Below are 20082 nucleotides of genomic sequence, written 5' to 3'. Positions count from 1 at the left end.
TCTCCGTGCGATATGGATCACATTTATACGTTGATGATCGTTGTCTTCCGCATTCGTCGTCTGCTGCTTCTCTCCCTCCTTCTTTCGGCGGGAGCTGTTTCTGGTGCGCCGGACTCCTTTCTTCAGCAGGCGCAAAACCCCTTTGATAACAACAGCGACGGGCTGCCCGATTTAGGGATGGCAACCTCCACCGATGAGACCGAAAAGCATCTGGCTGAAATGGCGAAAGCCTTCGGCGAAGCGAGCATGACCGATAATGGTCTTACCCCCGGCGAGCAGGCGCGGCAGTTTGCCTTAGGCAAGGTGCGCGATGCGATCAGCGGCGAAGTGAATGAGCAGATAGCCTCTTTGCTTTCGCCCTGGGGTAACGCCAGCGTCAACCTGCTGGTGGACCGGGAGGGAAATTTCACCGGCAGCCAGGGGAGCTGGTTTATCCCCTGGGAGGATAACAGCCGCTATCTCAACTGGAGCCAGCTGGGGCTGACGCAGCAAACCGACGGGCTGGTGGGAAATGCGGGCATCGGCCAGCGCTGGGTGGCGGGCAAGTGGCTGGTCGGCTACAACACCTTCTATGATTCCCTGCTGGATGACCACCTTCAGCGTGCCGGGCTGGGCGCTGAGGCGTGGGGCGAAAACCTGCGCCTGTCGGCCAATTACTACCACCCCCTGAACGGATGGGGCGACAGCTCTGCGACTCAGGACTGGCGCATGGCGCGTGGCTATGATGTGACCGCCAGCGCCTGGCTGCCGGGCTTTAACCATTTGAACACCAGCTTCAGCGTTGAGCAATATTTCGGCGACAACGTCGATCTCTTCCGCAGCGGCACGGGATACCACAATCCGGTGGCGGTTAATCTCGGTCTCAACTATACCCCGGTGCCGCTGTTCACCTTTACCGCCGCGCACAAGCAGGGGGAGAGCGGCGAAAGCCAGAACAACCTGGGAATGAAGATCAATTACCGCTTCGGCGTGCCGCTCAAAAAACAGCTCTCCGCCAGCGAGGTGGCGCTTACCCGTTCCCTGCGCGGGAGCCGCTACGATCCAACGGAGCGCAATAACCTCCCGGTCATGGAGTTCCGTCAGCGTAAAACGCTCTCTGTCTATCTGGCGACGCCGCCCTGGGATCTCCAGCCTGGCGAAACGGTGATGCTGAAGCTGCAGATCCATAGCACCCACGGTGTACGCGCGCTGCACTGGCAGGGCGATACTCAGGCGCTAAGCCTGACCGCGCCGGCGAAAGCCAACAGCAGCGAGGGCTGGAGCGTAATTATTCCTGCCTGGCAGGCAAACGAAGGGGCGAGCAATCGCTGGCATCTTTCGGTGGTAGTTGAGGATGAGAAGGGGCAGCGTGTCTCTTCCAATGAGATCACGCTTGCAGTGTCGCAGCCGGTGGGGCTCCTTCCGGAGAGCGACGACAGCGAGATGCAGCTGCCTGGAGAGTAATTAAAAAATACGCTCCTGATGGACCCAGACGGCGGCTTCGACGCGGGATTTCAGCTTCATCTTCTTCAGCATGTGTTTTACATGCACCTTCACCGTACTCTCGGTGATATCCAGACGGCGGGCGATCATTTTGTTAGGCAATCCCTGGGCGATAAGCTTCAGGATATCGCGCTCGCGCGGGGTCAGCTGGCTGACATCGCGATCGGAGGTGGCGCGGTTGGCGCGCAGGCTGGCCGCCAGCACCGGCGTGAGCGCATCGCTCAGCACCATTTCCCCTGCCGCCGCCTGCTGCAGCGCCTTGAGCAGATCTTCCGGCTCCATATCTTTCAGCAGATAGCCGTCCGCGCCGCGCTTGAGGGCGGTCACCACATCTTCTTCATGGTTCGAAACGCTAAAGACCACCACGCGCCCGGAGAGCGATTTCTCCCGCAGCTTGTCGAGGGTCTCCAGACCGTTCATACCGGGCATGTTGAGATCGAGCAGGATCAGATCGGGGTCGAGGGACTCGGCAAGCTCGATACCCTGTTCGCCATTGCTGGCTTCGCCGACCACAGTGATATCCTGCGCCATGCTGATAAGCTGTTTGACGCCGGTGCGCAGCATCGGGTGATCGTCGATTAACAGGATGGTTGCCGGTTCCGGGTTAGTCATGTTTTTCTCCTTGCACTATTGAAAGAGGCTTTTCGGGAATAAAAGTGACCACTACCTCGGTGCCGCCCGACTCTCTGCGGCGTACCTGGCAATCCCCGCGCAGGCTCTGGGCGCGGTCCCGCATAATGATTAAACCATAGTGGTTACTTCGTTCGGCGTTTTCCGGTACGCCGCGACCGTTATCGGTGACGATCAGTTTGACCTGATTCGCCTGCTGCGTCACGGTCACCGTCACGGCGGTGGCCTCGGCATGCTTCAGCACGTTGCTCAGCGCCTCCCGGGCAATTTGCAGCAGATGAATCGCCTGATGAGAGGGGACAAAGCGGGGCGGGAGCTGATAGTCGAGCCTCACGGGAAAGCCCAGCCGACCGCTGAACTCCTGACAGCTCGCCTCCAGCGCCGGACGCAGCCCCGGCTCGGTGAGCTGCAGCCGGAAGGTGGTCAGCAGCTCGCGCAGCTGCATCCAGGAAGTATTCAGTTCGTTGCGGATCTGACTTAACAGCTGCTTGCTGCCCTCGGAGAGAGCGTCGTCCTGCATCTGCAGGCAGCTTACCTGCATCTTCATGCAGGAGAGCGACTGGGCGATGGAGTCATGCAGCTCGCGGGCAATGGTGGCGCGCTCCTCCATAACTATCAGCTGCTGCTGTTTCTCCTGGTGGCGATCGAGGGCCAGCGTGGCGGTTAACTGCTCCACGAGCGTATCCACCAGCTGCTGCTGATCGTGGCTCAGATGCTTTCCGGAGGGGAGGGTGGCCAGCAGAATACCGTACTGGGTATGGCTGTCCGCCAGTCGCCACTTCAGCGTATTACCGGGGCTGGCTAGCGGCGGCAGGCCGCGCGGGCAGAGATGGCAGCCTTTATCATCGCAGGAGAGATCGGACTGGCAGGTAAACTCCTGATGATTCTTCTCATCTTCCACATCGTAGACCCGCAGCTCAATATCGTGCAGCAGCGTCAGATTTTGCAGACCGTTAAGCACCGGTGAAAGCCGCTCGCAGAGCGGAACCTGCATATGAAGCCGGCGATTGGCCTGCCAGAGAAAGGAGAGGATCTCATTTTTCTGTTCAAGCCCGGCGGTCTTTTCCTGTACCCGCTGCTCCAGCACCGCATAGCTTTGCGCCAGCTCGCCGGACATGTCATTCAGCGCCTGGCCGAGCATCGCCATCTCATTGCGACCGCTGATGTGCGCCCGCTGGGTAAAATCACGGGTGGTCACGGCGCGGGCGACCGCCAGAAGCTGCTGCCAGGGGCGTAACAGCCGGGCGCGCAGCCAGATAATCGTAAAGATAAAGAGCAGCCCCATCACCACCGCCAGGCAGCGATGAACCAGCACCACGCGCTTGACGCGAAGCTCAGTCGTATGATCAAAAGAGGAGACCAGGGTATCGATGCGCTTTACAAAGCGGGAGACATCCCCGGCGACCGCGTCCGGGTCGTGCGCCCGCTGTAGCGCAGGGGCCAGCTCCGCCTGCCAGTAGCCCTGCAGCGCCTGAAGCTGCGCCTGCTGCCCGTCGCGTCTGGCGGCCGTCGCCAGTTCGGGACTAAAGGCGGTGTTTTCCATCTCATCCAGCAGCGGTTTATCTTCGGCAGTGAGGGGGATGGCGGCCAGCAGACGATAGCTCTGCATACGCAGCGAGCCCGCTTTATTGATGGCGTGAGCGCTTCCCTGGATACCATGTACCAGCCAGCCAGAGATCGCCATGCCGGTCACGCCGATAGCGGTGGACAGCAGAACAATAAGCGCCAGCTGGTTAACCAGCGAAAGCGGTGAAAAGAGTCGTTTGAACATGATTAGCCGTGCTCCTGATTAGACCTGCCTCCAGGAATGGCGCTATTCTGGTGCATACCCCGGAGTATACCCATACCAACAAAGGATTACCTCTTAATTGCCAGAGGAGTAGCGCAGGGGAGGAGGCGAGACGTAACGGTATACAGTCGCGTGAAAAACCACACCTTTTTTACCGAAACTCCCTACTCACTAAGGATAAGTAGCCATTTTTTACCCTCAGGGCGTCAACTTTTCCTTTGATTTATATCAACTTACCGCCAGCTTAAAACCCTAATGTTTGCAGCATCATTCAAGAATCAGAGGTGTCTATGAGTCACTCATCCGCCCCGGAACGGGCAACTGGTGCTGTTATTACCGACTGGCGTCCTGAGGATCCGGCTTTCTGGGCGTCACGCGGTCACCGCGTGGCAAGCCGTAATCTGTGGATTTCTGTTCCATGTCTGCTGCTGGCGTTTTGCGTCTGGATGTTATTCAGCGCCGTTGCGGTTAACCTGCCGAAAGTCGGCTTCACCTTTACGACCGATCAGCTTTTCATGCTGACCGCCTTACCGGCACTCTCCGGCGCATTGCTGCGCGTGCCTTACGCATTTATGGTTCCGCTCTTTGGCGGACGCCGCTGGACCGCCTTCAGCACCGGCATCATGATTGTGCCGTGCGTCTGGCTGGGTTTTGCGGTACAGGATACCTCTACCCCCTTTAGCGTTTTCGTTATCATCTCCCTGCTCTGCGGCTTTGCTGGCGCAAACTTCGCTTCCAGCATGGCGAACATCAGCTTCTTCTTCCCGAAGGCGAAGCAGGGCGGTGCGCTGGGCATCAACGGCGGCCTGGGCAACATGGGCGTGAGCGTCATGCAGCTGATCGCACCGCTGGCCATCTCTGTCTCAATGTTCGCGATCTTTGGCGGTACGGGCGCTACGCTTCCGGACGGCTCCATGCTCTATCTGGAGAATGCGGCGTGGATCTGGGTACCGTTCCTAGTGATCTTCACCCTGGCGGCGTGGTTCTTTATGAACGATATCGCGGCCTCTAAAGCCTCCCTCAGCGAGCAGCTGCCGGTATTGAAACGCGCCCATCTCTGGATCATGGCGCTGCTTTACCTCGCGACCTTCGGCTCCTTTATCGGCTTCTCCGCCGGGTTTGCGATGCTCTCCAAAACCCAGTTCCCGGAGGTGCAGATCCTGCACTACGCCTTCTTTGGTCCGTTTATCGGCGCCCTGGCGCGCTCCATGGGTGGGATGATCTCCGACCGTCTGGGCGGGACCCGCGTCACGCTGGTTAACTTCGTGGTGATGGCGGTCTTCTGTGCGCTGCTGTTCCTGACGCTGCCGGTGAACGGGCAGGGCGGTAACTTCATCGCTTTCTTCGGCGTCTTTATGGTGCTGTTCCTGACTGCGGGGCTGGGTAGCGCCTCTACGTTCCAGATGATCTCCGTTATCTTCCGTAAGCTGACGATGGATCGCGTTAAGGCGCAGGGTGGTAGTGAAGAGCAGGCGATGCGTGAAGCGGCAACCGACACCGCGGCGGCGCTGGGCTTTATCTCCGCGATTGGCGCAATTGGCGGCTTCTTCATCCCTAAAGCGTTCGGTATTTCACTGGATCTCACCGGGTCACCGGCGGGGGCGATGAAAGTATTCCTGATCTTCTATATCGCCTGCGTGTTTATCACCTGGCTGGTATACGGTCGCAAGGCTAAAAAATAAGGCCTCATGACTTCTGGCGCGGCACTATGCCGCGCTTTTTCAGCTCTTTAATTAGTTACAACATACTATTGATTGAAACCCGGGAAGCACAACGATAAACCGCGATCGGGGTCGCATTGCAGGGTGTTCTACCCCTTAATACCTAAGATGTTAAAAATGGCTGCGTCATTTGTAGGATAAAATAAAAATATCCTTTTAAATCAGATAAATAATCAAAGTTTGATTATACCGCTTTGGTGGTAGCTCCTCTGTAACACTCAGTTACAGTCCCGGTCCGTCTTGATCGTTGTCAATTCTCACCATCTTTCATGGCGTTACCTTCGCTGCAAATCAGCAATGTCGATTTAGAGAGCCACAGGCTCCATACAGGAGATACCCGATGAGCAAATTTCTGGACAGGTTTCGCTACTTCAAGCAGAAGGGCGAAACCTTTGCCGATGGGCACGGCCAGGTACTGAATACCAACCGGGACTGGGAAGATGGATACCGTCAACGTTGGCAGCACGATAAGGTTGTTCGTTCCACCCATGGCGTAAACTGCACCGGCTCCTGTAGCTGGAAGATTTTCGTCAAAAATGGTCTGGTGACCTGGGAGATGCAGCAGACCGACTATCCGCGCACCCGCCCGGATATGCCGAACCATGAACCACGCGGCTGCCCGCGTGGGGCCAGCTACTCCTGGTATCTCTACAGCGCCAACCGCCTGAAATATCCTCTGATGCGTAAGCGCCTGATGAAGATGTGGCGTGAAGCGAAGGCGCAACACAGCGATCCGGTAGCCGCCTGGGCATCCATTATCGAAGACAGCGACAAAGCGAAAAGTTTTAAACAGGCGCGCGGTCGCGGCGGTTTCGTTCGCTCCTCCTGGCAGGAAGTGAATGAGCTGATCGCCGCATCGAACGTCTATACCGTTAAGACCTATGGTCCGGACCGCGTGGCGGGCTTCTCGCCTATCCCGGCCATGTCAATGGTCTCCTACGCTTCCGGCGCGCGCTATCTCTCCCTTATCGGCGGTACCTGTCTGAGCTTCTACGACTGGTATTGCGACCTGCCGCCGGCCTCTCCCCAGACCTGGGGCGAGCAGACCGACGTGCCGGAATCCGCCGACTGGTATAACTCCAGCTATATCATCGCCTGGGGTTCAAACGTACCGCAGACCCGTACCCCGGACGCCCACTTCTTTACCGAAGTGCGCTACAAAGGCACCAAGACCGTGGCGGTCACGCCGGACTACGCTGAAATCGCCAAGCTGTGCGATCTGTGGCTGGCGCCGAAGCAGGGCACCGACGCCGCGATGGCGCTGGCGATGGGCCACGTTATGCTGCGCGAGTTCCACCTGGATAAACCGAGCCAGTACTTTACCGATTACGTTCGCCGCTACACCGACATGCCGATGCTGGTGATGCTGGAAGAGCGCGACGGTTACTACGCGGCTGGCCGTATGCTGCGCGCTGCGGATCTGGTGGATGCGCTGGGTCAGGAAAATAACCCGGAGTGGAAAACCGTCGCCTTTAACAGCAACGGTGAGATGGTTGCGCCGAACGGCTCCATCGGCTTCCGTTGGGGTGAAAAAGGCAAGTGGAACCTGGAACAGCGTGATGCGGCTACCGGTGCGGAAACCGAGCTGCGCCTGAGCATGCTGGGCAGCCAGGATGAGATCGCCGAAGTAGGCTTCCCGTACTTTGGCGGCGAGGGGACGGAGCACTTCAACAAGGTTGAGCTGCAGAACGTCCTGATGCACAAGCTGCCGGTGAAACGTCTGCAGCTGGCGGATGGCTCTACCGCCCTGGTGACGACCGTTTACGACCTGACCCTGGCGAACTACGGCCTGGAGCGCGGTCTCAACGACGAAAACTGCGCCGCCAGCTACGATGAAGTTAAAGCCTACACCCCGGCGTGGGCGGAGCAGATCACCGGCGTGCCACGCGCGCAGATCACCCGTATCGCCCGTGAATTTGCCGATAATGCCGATAAAACGCACGGCCGTTCAATGATCATCGTGGGCGCCGGTCTGAACCACTGGTATCACCTCGATATGAACTACCGCGGCCTGATCAACATGCTGGTCTTCTGCGGCTGTATTGGTCAGAGCGGCGGCGGCTGGGCGCACTACGTGGGCCAGGAAAAACTGCGTCCGCAGACCGGCTGGCAGCCGCTGGCGTTTGCCCTCGACTGGCAGCGTCCGGCGCGTCACATGAACAGCACCTCTTACTTCTATAACCACTCCAGCCAGTGGCGCTACGAGACGGTGACCGCGCAGGAGCTGCTGTCGCCTATGGCGGATAAATCCCGCTACAGTGGCCATCTGATTGACTTCAACGTACGCGCCGAGCGCATGGGCTGGCTGCCGTCTGCGCCGCAGCTGGGCACTAACCCGCTGCGCATCGCCGAGGAGGCGAAAAAAGCAGGGATGACGCCGGTGGATTACACCGTCAAATCCCTGAAAGACGGCTCCATCCGTTTCGCGGCCGAACAGCCTGAGAACGGTAAAAACCATCCGCGTAACCTCTTTATCTGGCGCTCCAACCTGCTGGGCTCCTCCGGTAAAGGTCACGAGTACATGCTCAAATACCTGCTGGGTACCGAGAACGGGATTCAGGGTAAAGACCTCGGCAAGCAGGGCGGCGTTAAGCCTGAAGAGGTGGAGTGGGTTGATAACGGCCTCGACGGCAAGCTGGATCTGGTGGTGACGCTGGACTTCCGTCTGTCGAGCACCTGTCTCTACTCGGATATCGTGCTGCCGACCGCGACCTGGTATGAAAAAGACGATATGAATACCTCGGATATGCATCCGTTTATTCATCCGCTCTCCGCCGCCGTTGATCCGGCGTGGGAATCGAAGAGCGACTGGGAAATCTATAAAGGGATCGCGAAAAAATTCTCCGAAGTCTGCGTAGGGCATCTCGGCAAAGAGACCGACGTGGTAACGCTGCCGATTCAGCACGACTCTGCCGCTGAACTGGCGCAGCCGCTGGATGTGAAAGACTGGAAGAAGGGCGAATGCGACCTGATTCCGGGTAAAACCGCGCCGCATATTATTCCGGTTGAACGTGACTATCCGGCAACCTACGAGCGCTTTACCTCTATCGGCCCGCTGATGGAGAAAATCGGTAACGGCGGCAAAGGCATCGCCTGGAATACCCAGAGCGAAATGGATCTGCTGCGTAAGCTCAATTACACCAAAGCGGATGGCCCGGCCAAGGGTCAGCCGATGCTTAATACAGCGATCGACGCGGCAGAGATGATTCTCACCCTGGCGCCGGAAACCAATGGCCAGGTCGCGGTGAAAGCCTGGGCTGCCCTGAGCGAATTTACCGGGCGTGACCATACGCATCTGGCGAAGAATAAAGAAGAGGAGAAGATCCGCTTCCGCGATATTCAGGCCCAGCCGCGCAAAATTATCTCCAGCCCGACCTGGTCTGGCCTGGAAGATGAGCACGTCTCATACAACGCCGGTTACACCAACGTTCACGAGCTGATTCCGTGGCGCACCCTGTCGGGCCGTCAGTCGCTCTATCAGGATCACCAGTGGATGCGCGATTTCGGTGAAAGCCTGCTGGTTTACCGTCCGCCTATCGACACCCGTTCGGTGAAGGCAGTGATGGGCGTCAAATCCAACGGCAATCCGGAAAAAGCGCTCAACTTCCTGACGCCGCACCAGAAGTGGGGTATCCACTCCACCTACAGCGACAACCTGCTGATGCTGACCCTGTCGCGCGGCGGTCCGATTGTCTGGATGAGTGAGGCGGATGCTAAAGATCTGGGTATCGAAGATAACGACTGGATTGAAGTGTTCAACAGCAACGGTGCCCTGACCGCGCGTGCGGTGGTCAGCCAGCGTGTACCCGCCGGGATGACCATGATGTACCACGCGCAGGAGCGTATCGTGAACCTGCCGGGCTCTGAGATCACCCAGCAGCGCGGCGGTATCCATAACTCTGTGACCCGTATTACGCCGAAGCCGACCCACATGATCGGCGGCTATGCGCAGCTGGCCTACGGCTTTAACTACTACGGCACCGTCGGTTCCAACCGTGATGAGTTTGTTGTGGTTCGTAAGATGAAGAATATCAACTGGTTAGACGGCGAAGGTAATGACCAGGTACAGGAGAGCGTAAAATGAAAATTCGTTCACAAGTCGGCATGGTGCTGAATCTGGATAAGTGCATCGGCTGCCATACCTGTTCAGTGACCTGTAAAAACGTCTGGACCAGTCGCGAAGGGATGGAGTACGCCTGGTTCAATAACGTGGAAAGCAAGCCGGGTACCGGCTTCCCCACCGACTGGGAAAACCAGGAGAAGTGGAAGGGCGGCTGGATCCGTAAAATCAACGGCAAGCTGCAGCCGCGCATGGGTAACCGTGCGATGCTGCTCGGTAAAATCTTCGCTAACCCGCATCTGCCGGGCATCGACGATTACTACGAGCCGTTTGATTACGACTACCAGAACCTGCACAACGCACCGGAAAGCAAGCATCAGCCGATCGCCCGCCCGCGCTCGCTGATCACCGGCAAGCGCATGGATAAGATCACCAGCGGTCCGAACTGGGAAGAGATTCTGGGAGGCGAGTTTGAAAAACGCGCCAAAGACCAGAACTTCGAGAACATGCAGAAGGCGATGTATGGCCAGTTCGAAAACACCTTCATGATGTATCTGCCGCGCCTGTGCGAGCACTGCCTCAACCCGGCGTGCGTGGCGACCTGCCCAAGCGGTGCTATCTACAAGCGTGAAGAAGATGGCATCGTGCTGATCGACCAGGATAAGTGCCGCGGCTGGCGTATGTGCATTACCGGCTGCCCGTACAAAAAGATCTACTTCAACTGGAAGAGCGGTAAGTCTGAGAAGTGCATCTTCTGCTATCCGCGTATCGAGGCCGGCATGCCGACCGTCTGCTCGGAAAGCTGCGTAGGTCGTATCCGCTACCTCGGCGTGCTGCTGTATGACGCGGACGCGATTGAAAATGCGGCCAGCACCGAGAACGAGAAAGATCTCTATCAGCGTCAGCTGGATGTCTTCCTTGATCCGAACGATCCGCAAGTGATTGCGCAGGCGCTGAAAGATGGCGTTCCGCAGAGCGTAATTGACGCGGCCCAGCAGTCACCGGTTTACAAAATGGCGATGGACTGGAAGCTGGCGCTGCCGCTGCATCCGGAATACCGCACCCTGCCGATGGTCTGGTATGTGCCGCCTCTGTCTCCGATTCAGTCTGCTGCCGATGCGGGCGAACTGGGCAGCAACGGCATTCTGCCGAATGTGGAGAGCCTGCGTATCCCGGTGCAGTACCTGGCCAACCTGCTGACCGCAGGCGATACCCAGCCGGTGCTGCGCGCGCTGAAACGGATGCTGGCGATGCGTCACTTCAAACGCGCCGAAACCGTTGACGGCGTGAGCGATACCCGCGCGCTGGAAGAGGTCGGCCTGACCGAAGCGCAGGCCCAGGAGATGTATCGTTATCTGGCAATCGCTAACTACGAAGATCGCTTCGTGGTGCCGAGCAGCCACCGCGAACTGGCCCGTGAGGCGTTCCCGGAGAAAAACGGCTGTGGCTTTACCTTTGGCGACGGTTGCCATGGTTCAGATACTCATTTCAACCTGTTCAACAGCCGTCGCATCGACGCGGTGGATGTAACCAGCAAAACGGAGCCGCACCAATGATTGAACTCGTCATTGTTTCGCGCCTGCTCGAATATCCGGATGCTGCCCTGTGGCAGCATCAGCAGGAACTTTTCGACGCCCTCGCGGCGTCTGAAAATCTGGATAAAGAGGGTGCCCGCCAGCTGGACATTTTCCTGCGTGATCTGCTGAAGCAGGAGGTGCTGGATGCGCAGTCTGCCTACAGCGAACTCTTTGACCGCGGGCGCGCGACGTCGCTGCTGCTGTTTGAACACGTTCATGGCGAATCCCGCGATCGCGGGCAGGCGATGGTGGATCTGATGGCGCAGTATGAGCGCCACGGGCTGGTGCTCGACAGCCGTGAGCTGCCGGACCATCTGCCGCTCTATCTGGAATATCTGGCGCAACTGCCGCAGGAAGAAGCGCTGGGCGGGCTGAAAGATATCGCGCCGATCCTCGCGCTGCTGAGTGCCCGTTTGCAACAGCGCGAAAGCCGCTATGCGGTGCTGTTCGACCTGCTGCTGAAGCTGGCGAATACCGCTATTGACAGCGATAAGGTCGCGGAAAAGATCGCCGACGAAGCGCGCGACGATACTCCGCAGGCGCTGGATGCGGTCTGGGAAGAAGAGCAGGTTAAATTCTTCGCAGACCAGGGCTGCAGCGATTCGGACATTACCGCGCACCAGCGTCGTTTTGCCGGCGCCGTTGCCCCGCAATATTTGAATATCTCTACCGGAGGACAGCACTAATGCACTTCCTGAATATGTTCTTCTTTGATATCTATCCGTACATTGCGGGTTCGGTATTTTTAATTGGCAGCTGGCTGCGCTATGACTACGGCCAGTACACCTGGCGCGCCGCCTCCAGCCAGATGCTGGACCGCAAAGGGATGAACCTGGCCTCAAACCTGTTCCATATTGGTATCCTGGGTATTTTCGCCGGCCACTTCCTTGGCATGCTCACGCCTCACTGGATGTATGAGTCATTCCTGCCGATTGAAGTGAAGCAGAAAATGGCGATGATCGCCGGCGGCGCCTGCGGCGTGATGACGCTGGTGGGCGGGCTGCTGCTGCTGAAACGTCGTCTGTTCAGCCCGCGCGTGCGCGCCACCACCACCGGAGCGGACATCCTGATCCTCTCTCTGCTGATGGTGCAGTGCGCGCTCGGTCTGCTGACCATTCCGTTCTCGGCGCAGCATATGGACGGTAGCGAAATGATGAAACTGGTTGGCTGGGCCCAGTCAGTCGTGACCTTCCACGGCGGCGCATCTGAACATCTGGACGGCGTGGCGTTTGTGTTTCGCGTTCACCTGGTGCTGGGGATGACCCTGTTCCTGCTGTTCCCGTTCTCTCGTCTGGTACATATCTGGAGCGCGCCGGTGGAGTATCTGACGCGTAAATACCAGGTGGTACGCGCCCGCCGCTAATTCGTTGCTTTATTCCAGCCCCGCATCCGCGGGGTTTTTTTTATCCCGACGGGTTGTTTACAGCGGAAGTCGCTGTCAGATGCCGGGTGGCGGCTGCGCCTTACCCGGCCTACGGAATACATTTGTAGCCCCGGTAAGCGAAGCGCCCGCCGCTAATTCGTTGCTTCATTCCAGCCCCGCATCCGCGGGGTTTTTTTATCCCGTCTCGGGTTGTTTACCGCGGAAGACGCTGTCAGATGCCGGGTGGCGGCTGCGCCTTACCCGGCCTACGGAAGCATTTGTAGCCCCGGTAAGCGAAGCGCCACCGGGGAAAATAGCTGATCAATGTCGACCGAAATTTTCCGGGCAGAACGTAAGTAAACTGAGATGACTAAGCTAAGGAGATATCAGAAAGATGGTGGTGGGGGAAGGATGACTCGGCTGCGCCTCGCCCTTCGGGTCGTTGCCTGCGGCAACGCTTTCTCGCTACGCTCGAATCGAACCTTAGTCGAAGCTTCTCAGCCTTCCCCTTCCGGGCAGAACGTAAGCAAACTGAGATGACTAAGCTAAGGAGATATCAGGAAGATGGTGGTGGGGGAAGGATTCGAACCTTCGAAGTCGATGACGGCAGATTTACAGTCTGCTCCCTTTGGCCGCTCGGGAACCCCACCAGGGGTAAAATTTTTGAGGTAAAGCTGAGAAATGGTGGTAGAGGAAGGATTATTCGTCGCTTCGCTCCTCACCCTTCGGGCCGTTGCTTTCAGCAACGTTTTCTCGCTTTCGCGAGAGTCGAACCTTAATCGAAGGTTCTCACCCTTCCCCGACTGGCGCCTTTTTCAGGATTGCCGGTCGGTGTTACTGCGTCACCGCAGTGAATAATGGTGGTGGGGGAAGGATTCGAACCTTCGAAGTCGATGACGGCAGATTTACAGTCTGCTCCCTTTGGCCGCTCGGGAACCCCACCACGGGGTAATGCTTATTACTGGCCTGCTTCCTTGCGGGAAGCGGGGCGCATCATATCAAATGACGCGCCGCTGTAAAGCTTTCCTTGAGAAAAATGAATCGTTTGGCTGCTTTTTATCCGCAAAGATGGAAAGCTAATCAATTCATTTACAATGAATTAAAGAATAATCGTCCTGTTGCCATAGACGAACACGCGCTGGGCCAACACCTGATAGAGCGCGCGGCTTAACACATTCTTTTCAACATCGCGTCCGGCGCGCATCATATCTTCGGCGGTATAGGTGTGATCCACATGAATCACATCCTGCATGATGATCGGCCCTTCATCCAGATTGTCGTTAACGTAGTGCGCCGTGGCGCCAATAATCTTCACGCCGCGCTCGTAGGCCTGATGGTAGGGACGTGCGCCAATAAAGGCGGGAAGGAACGAGTGGTGAATGTTGATAATCTTGTTCGGGAAACGGGCCACGAATGACGGCGTCAATACGCGCATATATTTCGCCAGCACCACGTAGTCAGGATTATGCGCCTCTATCGCCTGCGCCATCAGCGCATCATGTTCCTCGCGGGTATGGCCTTCATGGCTGACCAGTTCGAACGGAATATCAAAACGCTCCACCAGCGTGCGCAGGGTGTCGTGGTTACCAATCACCGCGGCGATTTCTACATCCAGCCCGCCATAGTTGGCCTTCATTAACAAATCACCCAGGCAATGCGCCTCTTTGGTAACCAGAATCACCACCCGGCGACGGCCCGCCGGGTTCAGCTCCCGCACGGAACCTTCCGGCAACGCGCCGTCCAGATCCGCCAGCAGAGTCGCGTCGTTAAAAATTCCTTCCAGTTCGGTGCGCATAAAGAAGCGACCAGTGCGGTGATCGACAAACTCGTTGTTCTGCACGATGTTCAGCTCGTGCTTGTAGCAAATATTGGTAATACGGGCGATCAGACCTTTCTGGTCCGGGCAAATGGTACGCAGTACTTTGCGTTGTAGTGATTGCATCGCGAGGAGATCCTGTTGAGTGTTTACTAATGTCTGTGGTGAGGCTTTACTGCCCGCAACACTTTTTAAATTTTTTACCTGAGCCGCAGGGGCAGGGATCGTTTCGGCCAAACTGGGGACGTGTACCATCAATATAGTACCACTCTCCCTGTTCCTGTAAGAACCGGGAGCGTTCGATAATAGCGCCCGGTTTTCCCTCTTCGCTATAACGCGCGACGAAGCTGACAAAACCCTCCTGCGCGTGGCTGCCGGGGGCGGTCTCATAGACCGTCAGCCCCAGCCATTGGGTGCGGGCGAATCCCGCTTCGATATCCTGGCGAAAATCGGCCGCATGGCATGAGGGGTGCCAGGTTTTGATAAGGTAGTCTGCGTCTTTCATCACAAAAGCAGTGTATCGGGAGCGCATAAGGTGTGACGGATCGGGCGCAACCTGCGCGCCAGTAAGATATCGCTGGCAACATAGGCTATAATCCGAGGCGCTACCACAGGGGCAAAGTTGAGACACGATTCGCTTCCTGGAACAAAAAAATTAACGCTGTAACACGTCTGGGTGGCACTATGTTAACTGAGCGGTAGCTATCATGCTACGCCCGGAATCCAGGGGAAGTTAAACAGGGATAATGAGAAAGGTCAAAATTGGTTTGGCGCTTGGTTCTGGTGCGGCCCGGGGATGGTCGCACATTGGGGTGATTACCGCCCTCCAGCGGCTGGGTGTCGAAATTGATATTGTTGCAGGGTGTTCAATTGGTTCGCTGGTTGGCTCCGCCTTTGCGTGCGGAAAAATGGCGGAGCTCGAAACGTGGGTACGTTCCTTTCGCTACTGGGATGTGCTCCGTCTGATGGATCTCTCCTGGCGGCGCGGCGGTCTGCTGCGTGGCGAGCGAGTCTTTAACCATTTCCGGCGTGTCATGCCGTACAGCGATTTCAGCGATTGCCAGATTCCGTTCGGAGCTGTGGCAACCAATCTCAGTACGGGCAGGGAGCTGTGGTTCACCGAAGGCGATATTCACCTGGCGGTCCGTGCCTCCTGCAGTATTCCTGGCCTGATGGCCCCGGTACCCCATAATGGTTATTGGCTGGTTGATGGGGGTGTGGTAAACCCTGTTCCCATTTCTCTGACCCGCGCAATGGGAGCCGATATCGTCATTGCAGTCGATTTGCAGCATGACGCCCACCTGCAGCAACAAGATTTAATGCCAGTCAATATCCACAATGAAAAGGCGGACGCGGGTAAGCGCGCCTGGCATGCCCGTCTACGCGAACGTCTGGGGCGTTCGGTCGCACGACAGAGCCGTGCGGCGCCCGCGGCGATGGAGATCATGACCACCTCCATTCAGGTACTTGAAAACCGCCTGAAACGCAATCGTATGGCGGGAGACCCGCCAGATATTCTGATTCAGCCATTTTGCCCACAAATCTCGACGCTTGATTTTCACCGTGCCGAAGCGGCGATCGCCGCCGGTACTCTCGCAGTTGAGAAAAAAATGAATGAATTGTTACCCTTGGTGCGAACAAGCGTGTAAGCACCCTTTTGATTACTTCAGCAAAATCTGACAGGCGATAGTTGCAATAGCATGCCACTATTTATCTATCGTCAGCCAGGGGAGAGACCATGACGCAGCCATTAACCGGAAAACAGATTTTGATTGTTGAAGACGAGCCCGTTTTCCGCTCGCTGCTGGATTCGTGGTTAACCTCGCTCGGTGCGTCCACGTCGCTTGCCCAGGATGGGCTTGAGGCGCTGGAAAAGATGAGCGGTATTACCATGGATCTGATCATTTGCGATTTGGCTATGCCACGAATGAATGGACTCAAATTCGTTGAGCGGGTGCGAAACGAAGGCGATCAAACGCCAATACTGGTGATTTCGGCTACCGAAAATATGGCTGATATTGCCAAGGCGCTACGCCTCGGTGTACAGGATGTCCTGTTGAAACCGGTAAAAGATTTAAATCGCCTGAAGGAAACGGTATTTGCCTGCCTCTATCCGAACATGTTCAATTCGCGTGTGGAAGAGGAGGAGCGTCTTTTTCAGGACTGGGACGCGCTGGTGAGTAACCCCAACGCCGCGTCGAAGCTTTTACAAGAGCTGCAGCCGCCGGTTCAGCAGATAATTTCCCATTGCCGGGTAAATTACCGTCAGCTTGTCGCCGCCGATCAGCCTGGTCTGGTCCTGGATATCGCACCTTTATCTGATGACGATCTGGCATTTTATTGTCTGGACGTTACGCGAGCGGGAGATAACGGCGTTCTGGCGGCTTTATTATTACGTGCCCTGTTTAATGGATTACTGCAGGAGCAATTGTCGCATCAGGGACAACGCCTGCCTGAACTGGGCAGTTTGTTAAAGCAGGTCAACCATCTTTTCCGCCAGGCCAATTTACCGGGTCAATTCCCACTGTTAGTAGGGTATTACCACAGCGGTTTAAAAAATCTTATCCTGGTTTCAGCTGGGCTTAACGCTACGCTTAATACCGGGGAGCACCATATTCAGGTCAGTAACGGTGTTCCGCTCGGTACGTTAGGTACCGCCTATTTGAATCAAATAAGCCACCGCTGCGACTCCTGGCAGTGCCAAATTTGGGGTACGGGTGGTCGCTTGCGCTTAATGTTGTCCACAGAATAAGCAAATGAATCACCATCAACAGATAGCTTTACCCGAGTTATCCTCGGGATGCTACTATCATTAGAAGATTCATTCGTATTTATCCTAATTCATCGATAGCGCACCCTTTTCGGACCCGGTTTAGCCGGGGGGGCTGATATACTCAATGCGTTATTAAATGTAAAAAAGTTCAAAACTTGAACAGTTCAGGAGAATTTCAATGGCTGCCCTAAATTCAAAAGTGAGAAAGGCCGTTATCCCGGTAGCGGGATTAGGAACGAGAATGCTGCCGGCCACCAAGGCTATTCCAAAAGAGATGCTGCCGCTGGTGGATAAGCCATTAATCCAGTATGTGGTCAATGAGTGTATTGCCGCAGGCATTACCGAAATTGTGCTGGTTACGCATTCATCCAAAAACTCTATCGAAAACCATTTCGATACCAGTTTTGAACTTGAAGCTATGCTGGAAAAACGCGTTAAACGTCAGCTGCTGGAAGAAGTGCAGTCTATCTGTCCGCCGCATGTCACTATTATGCAGGTACGTCAGGGACTGGCGAAAGGGCTGGGGCACGCAGTGCTGTGCGCACACCCGGTAGTGGGTAACGAGCCTGTCGCCGTCATCCTGCCGGATGTGATCCTCGATGAATACGAATCCGATCTCTCTCAGGATAACCTCGCAGAGATGATTAAACGCTTTGATGAAACGGGCAGCAGCCAGATCATGGTTGAACCGGTCGCCGACGTGACCGCCTATGGCGTTGTCGACTGCAAGGGCGTCCCGCTGCAGCCGGGTGAAAGCGTGCCGATGGTTGGCGTAGTGGAAAAACCGAAAGCGAATGCCGCCCCGTCTAATCTCGCTGTGGTGGGTCGTTACGTTCTGAGCGCAGAAATCTGGCCGCTGCTGGCAAAAACGCCTCCGGGAGCCGGGGATGAAATCCAGCTGACCGACGCGATCGATATGCTCATCGAAAAGGAAACCGTCGAAGCCTATCATATGAAAGGCAAGAGCCATGACTGCGGTAATAAGCTCGGTTATATGCAGGCTTTTGTGGAATATGGTATTCGCCATAATACGCTGGGTGAAGAATTTAAGGCATGGCTCAAGGAAAGCATGGGTATTAAAAGCTAACCCTGTGCCATGAACGATAAACCGGTGATAGCGTGCTACACCGGTTTTTTTGTGCCCGCAGAAGGCGCGTAAGAGGTTTTGTAAGGAAAGTTCAGCCGCGCCGGGATATATATGTCAGGTTGTGAATAGATGCTTCGTCTCAACCCAGGCAAAAAAAATCCCGCATTAAGCGGGATTTTTTAAGACAGAGCGGATGAGGGGAGATTAATCTTTAATCAGAAAATCTTCCAGCTGTTTGCCTTGCTCATCCATCGCTTTCTTGATTACTGCCGGAGTACGGCCCTGGCCGGTCCAGGTTTTAGTTTCGCCATTTTCGTCAACGTAGCTATATTTAGCCGGACGCGCAGCGCGTTTTGCTTTAGTACCGGTTTTAGCAGCAGCCATGCTGTTCAGCAATTCGTTAGGATCGATACCGTCAGCGATCAGCATTTCACGATATTGCTGCAGTTTGCGAGTACGCTCTTCGATTTCAGCAGCTGCGGCGCTTTCTTCTTCGCGACGTTCATTAACGACGACTTCTAATTTTTCCAGCATTTCTTCAAGCGTTTCGAGGGTGCATTCTCTTGCCTGCGCACGAAGAGTACGGATGTTGTTCAGAATTTTAAGTGCTTCGCTCATTGTAGTAATCTCAAACTTATAATGGGGGTGGTTTGTTGACCTAATAATAGAGCGATAAAAACAGATGTGCAATAGCCCGGAATGTAATTAATTCAAAAAGTATCCTCTATTAAGGATTAATATTAATTACGTTAACTTAAATTCTAAGTTCAGAACTGCGCCTCTGATAACACCTGGCGGGGCATAATCTGATGCCGTTGTGTTTGTTTTTGTGACAAATCCCGCAGCTTATTTAGTTTCTATGGATAAATATCAACCCGTAGTATTACCCCTGCAAAACTTCAGAGAATGGCGCAATCTTTTATAGATTCTGATTTTTACCTCATTAATGAGCATTATAAAAAGAGGTACGTTGCCGCATGCCGTGAGGATACAAAACGCGGTAAAAAAGAAAGTTACTCCCTGTTTTTTAATGCCATTTTTTGATGCGCATATATGGTTGCGACAGCAGATTCAGCCGGTTACAGCGGTGGACCCGGCTGTTCATATGACAAAATATGGTACACTCCCGTCATGGGAATATTACACGTTGATAAGGGTGTACCAGGCCAATGGCTCAACTTTATTTTTACTACTCCGCAATGAATGCAGGGAAGTCTACCGCCTTGCTGCAATCTTCATATAATTACCAGGAAAGGGGGATGCGTACGGTGGTTTACACCGCGGAGATCGACGATCGCTTCGGCGCCGGTAAGGTCAGCTCGCGTATCGGTCTATCTTCGCCTGCAAAGCTCTATAACCCGCAAACCGACCTCCTGGAGGATATCCGTGCGGAGAACGCCCGCAACCCCGTACACTGCGTTCTGGTGGACGAGAGCCAGTTTCTGACCCGTGAACAGGTCTATGCGCTATCTGAGGTGGTCGATAATCTGGATATCCCCGTACTTTGCTATGGGTTGCGTACTGATTTTCGCGGGGAGCTCTTTTTAGGCAGTCAGTATCTGCTCGCCTGGTCAGATAAACTTGTCGAATTAAAAACGATCTGTTTCTGTGGGCGTAAGGCCAGCATGGTGCTGCGCCTCGATCAGACTGGCAAGCCGTTTGCGGAAGGGGAGCAGGTGGTTATCGGCGGCAACGAGCGTTATGTTTCAGTCTGCCGTAAACATTACAAGGAGGCGCTGGCCGTCGGCTCTCTCGCGGCCCTGCAGGAGCCTGTGCGGGTATAA

The 20082-nt window shown here is 55.7% G+C and carries 15 protein-coding genes, 2 tRNA genes and 2 other RNA genes; 10 read left to right on the top strand and 9 right to left on the bottom strand.

What is annotated here, in order from left to right; all coding sequences use genetic code 11:
• Positions 1 to 33: 33 nt before the first annotated feature.
• A complete protein-coding gene (locus BN3796_RS16020) occupies positions 34 to 1443 on the top strand; it encodes a YchO/YchP family invasin (RefSeq protein ID WP_061710036.1) in 1410 nt (469 codons plus the stop codon).
• Here BN3796_RS16020 and narL read toward each other — a convergent pair whose 3' ends face one another.
• The gene (gene narL / locus BN3796_RS16015; RefSeq protein WP_061709365.1) at positions 1444 to 2094 is read right to left on the bottom strand and encodes a two-component system response regulator NarL; all 651 of its coding nucleotides are present in this window, start codon (positions 2092 to 2094) and stop codon (positions 1444 to 1446) included.
• The gene (gene narX / locus BN3796_RS16010) at positions 2087 to 3883 is read right to left on the bottom strand and encodes a nitrate/nitrite two-component system sensor histidine kinase NarX (RefSeq protein ID WP_061709364.1); all 1797 of its coding nucleotides are present in this window, start codon (positions 3881 to 3883) and stop codon (positions 2087 to 2089) included. Before narX ends, narL begins: the two co-directional genes overlap by 8 nt.
• Before the next feature lie 308 nt (positions 3884 to 4191).
• Here narX and BN3796_RS16005 point away from each other — a divergent pair, with 308 nt between their 5' ends.
• From BN3796_RS16005 to narI, 5 genes are all read left to right on the top strand, one after another.
• Positions 4192 to 5583 (top strand): NarK family nitrate/nitrite MFS transporter, encoded by a 1392-nt coding sequence (locus BN3796_RS16005; RefSeq protein ID WP_061709363.1) that lies wholly within the window; start codon positions 4192 to 4194, stop codon positions 5581 to 5583.
• 379 nt (positions 5584 to 5962) lie between these two features.
• A complete protein-coding gene (locus BN3796_RS16000; protein WP_061709362.1) occupies positions 5963 to 9706 on the top strand; it encodes a nitrate reductase subunit alpha in 3744 nt (1247 codons plus the stop codon).
• Positions 9703 to 11238, top strand: a complete 1536-nt coding sequence (gene narH / locus BN3796_RS15995; protein WP_061709361.1) for a nitrate reductase subunit beta — start codon at positions 9703 to 9705, stop codon at positions 11236 to 11238. The genes BN3796_RS16000 and narH overlap by 4 nt, the downstream gene beginning before the upstream one ends.
• A complete protein-coding gene (gene narJ, locus BN3796_RS15990; RefSeq protein ID WP_061709360.1) occupies positions 11235 to 11945 on the top strand; it encodes a nitrate reductase molybdenum cofactor assembly chaperone in 711 nt (236 codons plus the stop codon). The genes narH and narJ overlap by 4 nt, the downstream gene beginning before the upstream one ends.
• The gene (gene narI, locus BN3796_RS15985; protein ID WP_061709359.1) at positions 11945 to 12622 is read left to right on the top strand and encodes a respiratory nitrate reductase subunit gamma; all 678 of its coding nucleotides are present in this window, start codon (positions 11945 to 11947) and stop codon (positions 12620 to 12622) included. The genes narJ and narI overlap by 1 nt, the downstream gene beginning before the upstream one ends.
• Positions 12623 to 13017: 395 nt before the next feature.
• Here the strand turns inward: narI and BN3796_RS15980 are convergent.
• The 6 genes from BN3796_RS15980 to BN3796_RS15955 all read right to left on the bottom strand — a co-directional run bounded on the left by BN3796_RS15980 (position 13018) and on the right by BN3796_RS15955 (position 15069).
• A non-coding RNA gene (locus BN3796_RS15980) (RtT sRNA) lies at positions 13018 to 13144 on the bottom strand.
• Positions 13145 to 13187: 43 nt separating this feature from the next.
• Positions 13188 to 13272: transfer RNA gene (locus tag BN3796_RS15975), tRNA-Tyr, on the bottom strand.
• A 32-nt stretch (positions 13273 to 13304) separates the two neighbouring features.
• A non-coding RNA gene (locus tag BN3796_RS15970) (RtT sRNA) lies at positions 13305 to 13436 on the bottom strand.
• A 44-nt stretch (positions 13437 to 13480) separates the two neighbouring features.
• Positions 13481 to 13565: transfer RNA gene (locus BN3796_RS15965), tRNA-Tyr, on the bottom strand.
• Positions 13566 to 13721: 156 nt separating this feature from the next.
• Positions 13722 to 14564: a formyltetrahydrofolate deformylase gene (gene purU, locus BN3796_RS15960; RefSeq protein WP_061709358.1), complete on the bottom strand. Its 843-nt coding sequence runs from the start codon at positions 14562 to 14564 to the stop codon at positions 13722 to 13724.
• Between the two features lie 46 nt (positions 14565 to 14610).
• Positions 14611 to 15069 carry a YchJ family protein gene (locus tag BN3796_RS15955; RefSeq protein WP_061709357.1) on the bottom strand — a complete coding sequence of 153 codons (459 nt, stop codon included), beginning with the start codon at positions 15067 to 15069 and terminating at the stop codon, positions 14611 to 14613.
• Positions 15070 to 15184: 115 nt separating this feature from the next.
• Between BN3796_RS15955 and rssA the strand changes: the two genes are divergently transcribed.
• From rssA to galU, 3 genes are all read left to right on the top strand, one after another.
• On the top strand, positions 15185 to 16087 hold the full coding sequence (gene rssA, locus BN3796_RS15950) for a patatin-like phospholipase RssA (protein ID WP_061709356.1): 903 nt from the start codon (positions 15185 to 15187) through the stop codon (positions 16085 to 16087).
• An 89-nt stretch (positions 16088 to 16176) separates the two neighbouring features.
• A complete protein-coding gene (rssB, locus tag BN3796_RS15945; protein ID WP_061709355.1) occupies positions 16177 to 17190 on the top strand; it encodes a two-component system response regulator RssB in 1014 nt (337 codons plus the stop codon).
• 199 nt (positions 17191 to 17389) lie between these two features.
• Positions 17390 to 18298 carry a UTP--glucose-1-phosphate uridylyltransferase GalU gene (gene galU / locus BN3796_RS15940; RefSeq protein ID WP_061709354.1) on the top strand — a complete coding sequence of 303 codons (909 nt, stop codon included), beginning with the start codon at positions 17390 to 17392 and terminating at the stop codon, positions 18296 to 18298.
• A gap of 204 nt (positions 18299 to 18502) precedes the next feature.
• Here the strand turns inward: galU and hns are convergent, their stop codons facing one another.
• Positions 18503 to 18916 carry a histone-like nucleoid-structuring protein H-NS gene (gene hns, locus BN3796_RS15935; protein WP_061709353.1) on the bottom strand — a complete coding sequence of 138 codons (414 nt, stop codon included), beginning with the start codon at positions 18914 to 18916 and terminating at the stop codon, positions 18503 to 18505.
• Between the two features lie 551 nt (positions 18917 to 19467).
• Between hns and tdk the strand changes: the two genes are divergently transcribed.
• Complete coding sequence (tdk, locus tag BN3796_RS15930; RefSeq protein WP_061709352.1) at positions 19468 to 20082, top strand: thymidine kinase; 615 nt, start codon at positions 19468 to 19470, stop codon at positions 20080 to 20082.

This window comes from Pseudenterobacter timonensis (assembly GCF_900021175.1).
In the GTDB taxonomy this organism is placed as follows: domain Bacteria; phylum Pseudomonadota; class Gammaproteobacteria; order Enterobacterales; family Enterobacteriaceae; genus Enterobacter; species Enterobacter timonensis.
Note: the sequence above shows the minus strand (reverse complement) of the source record. Positions and strands in the feature narration are given on the sequence as shown.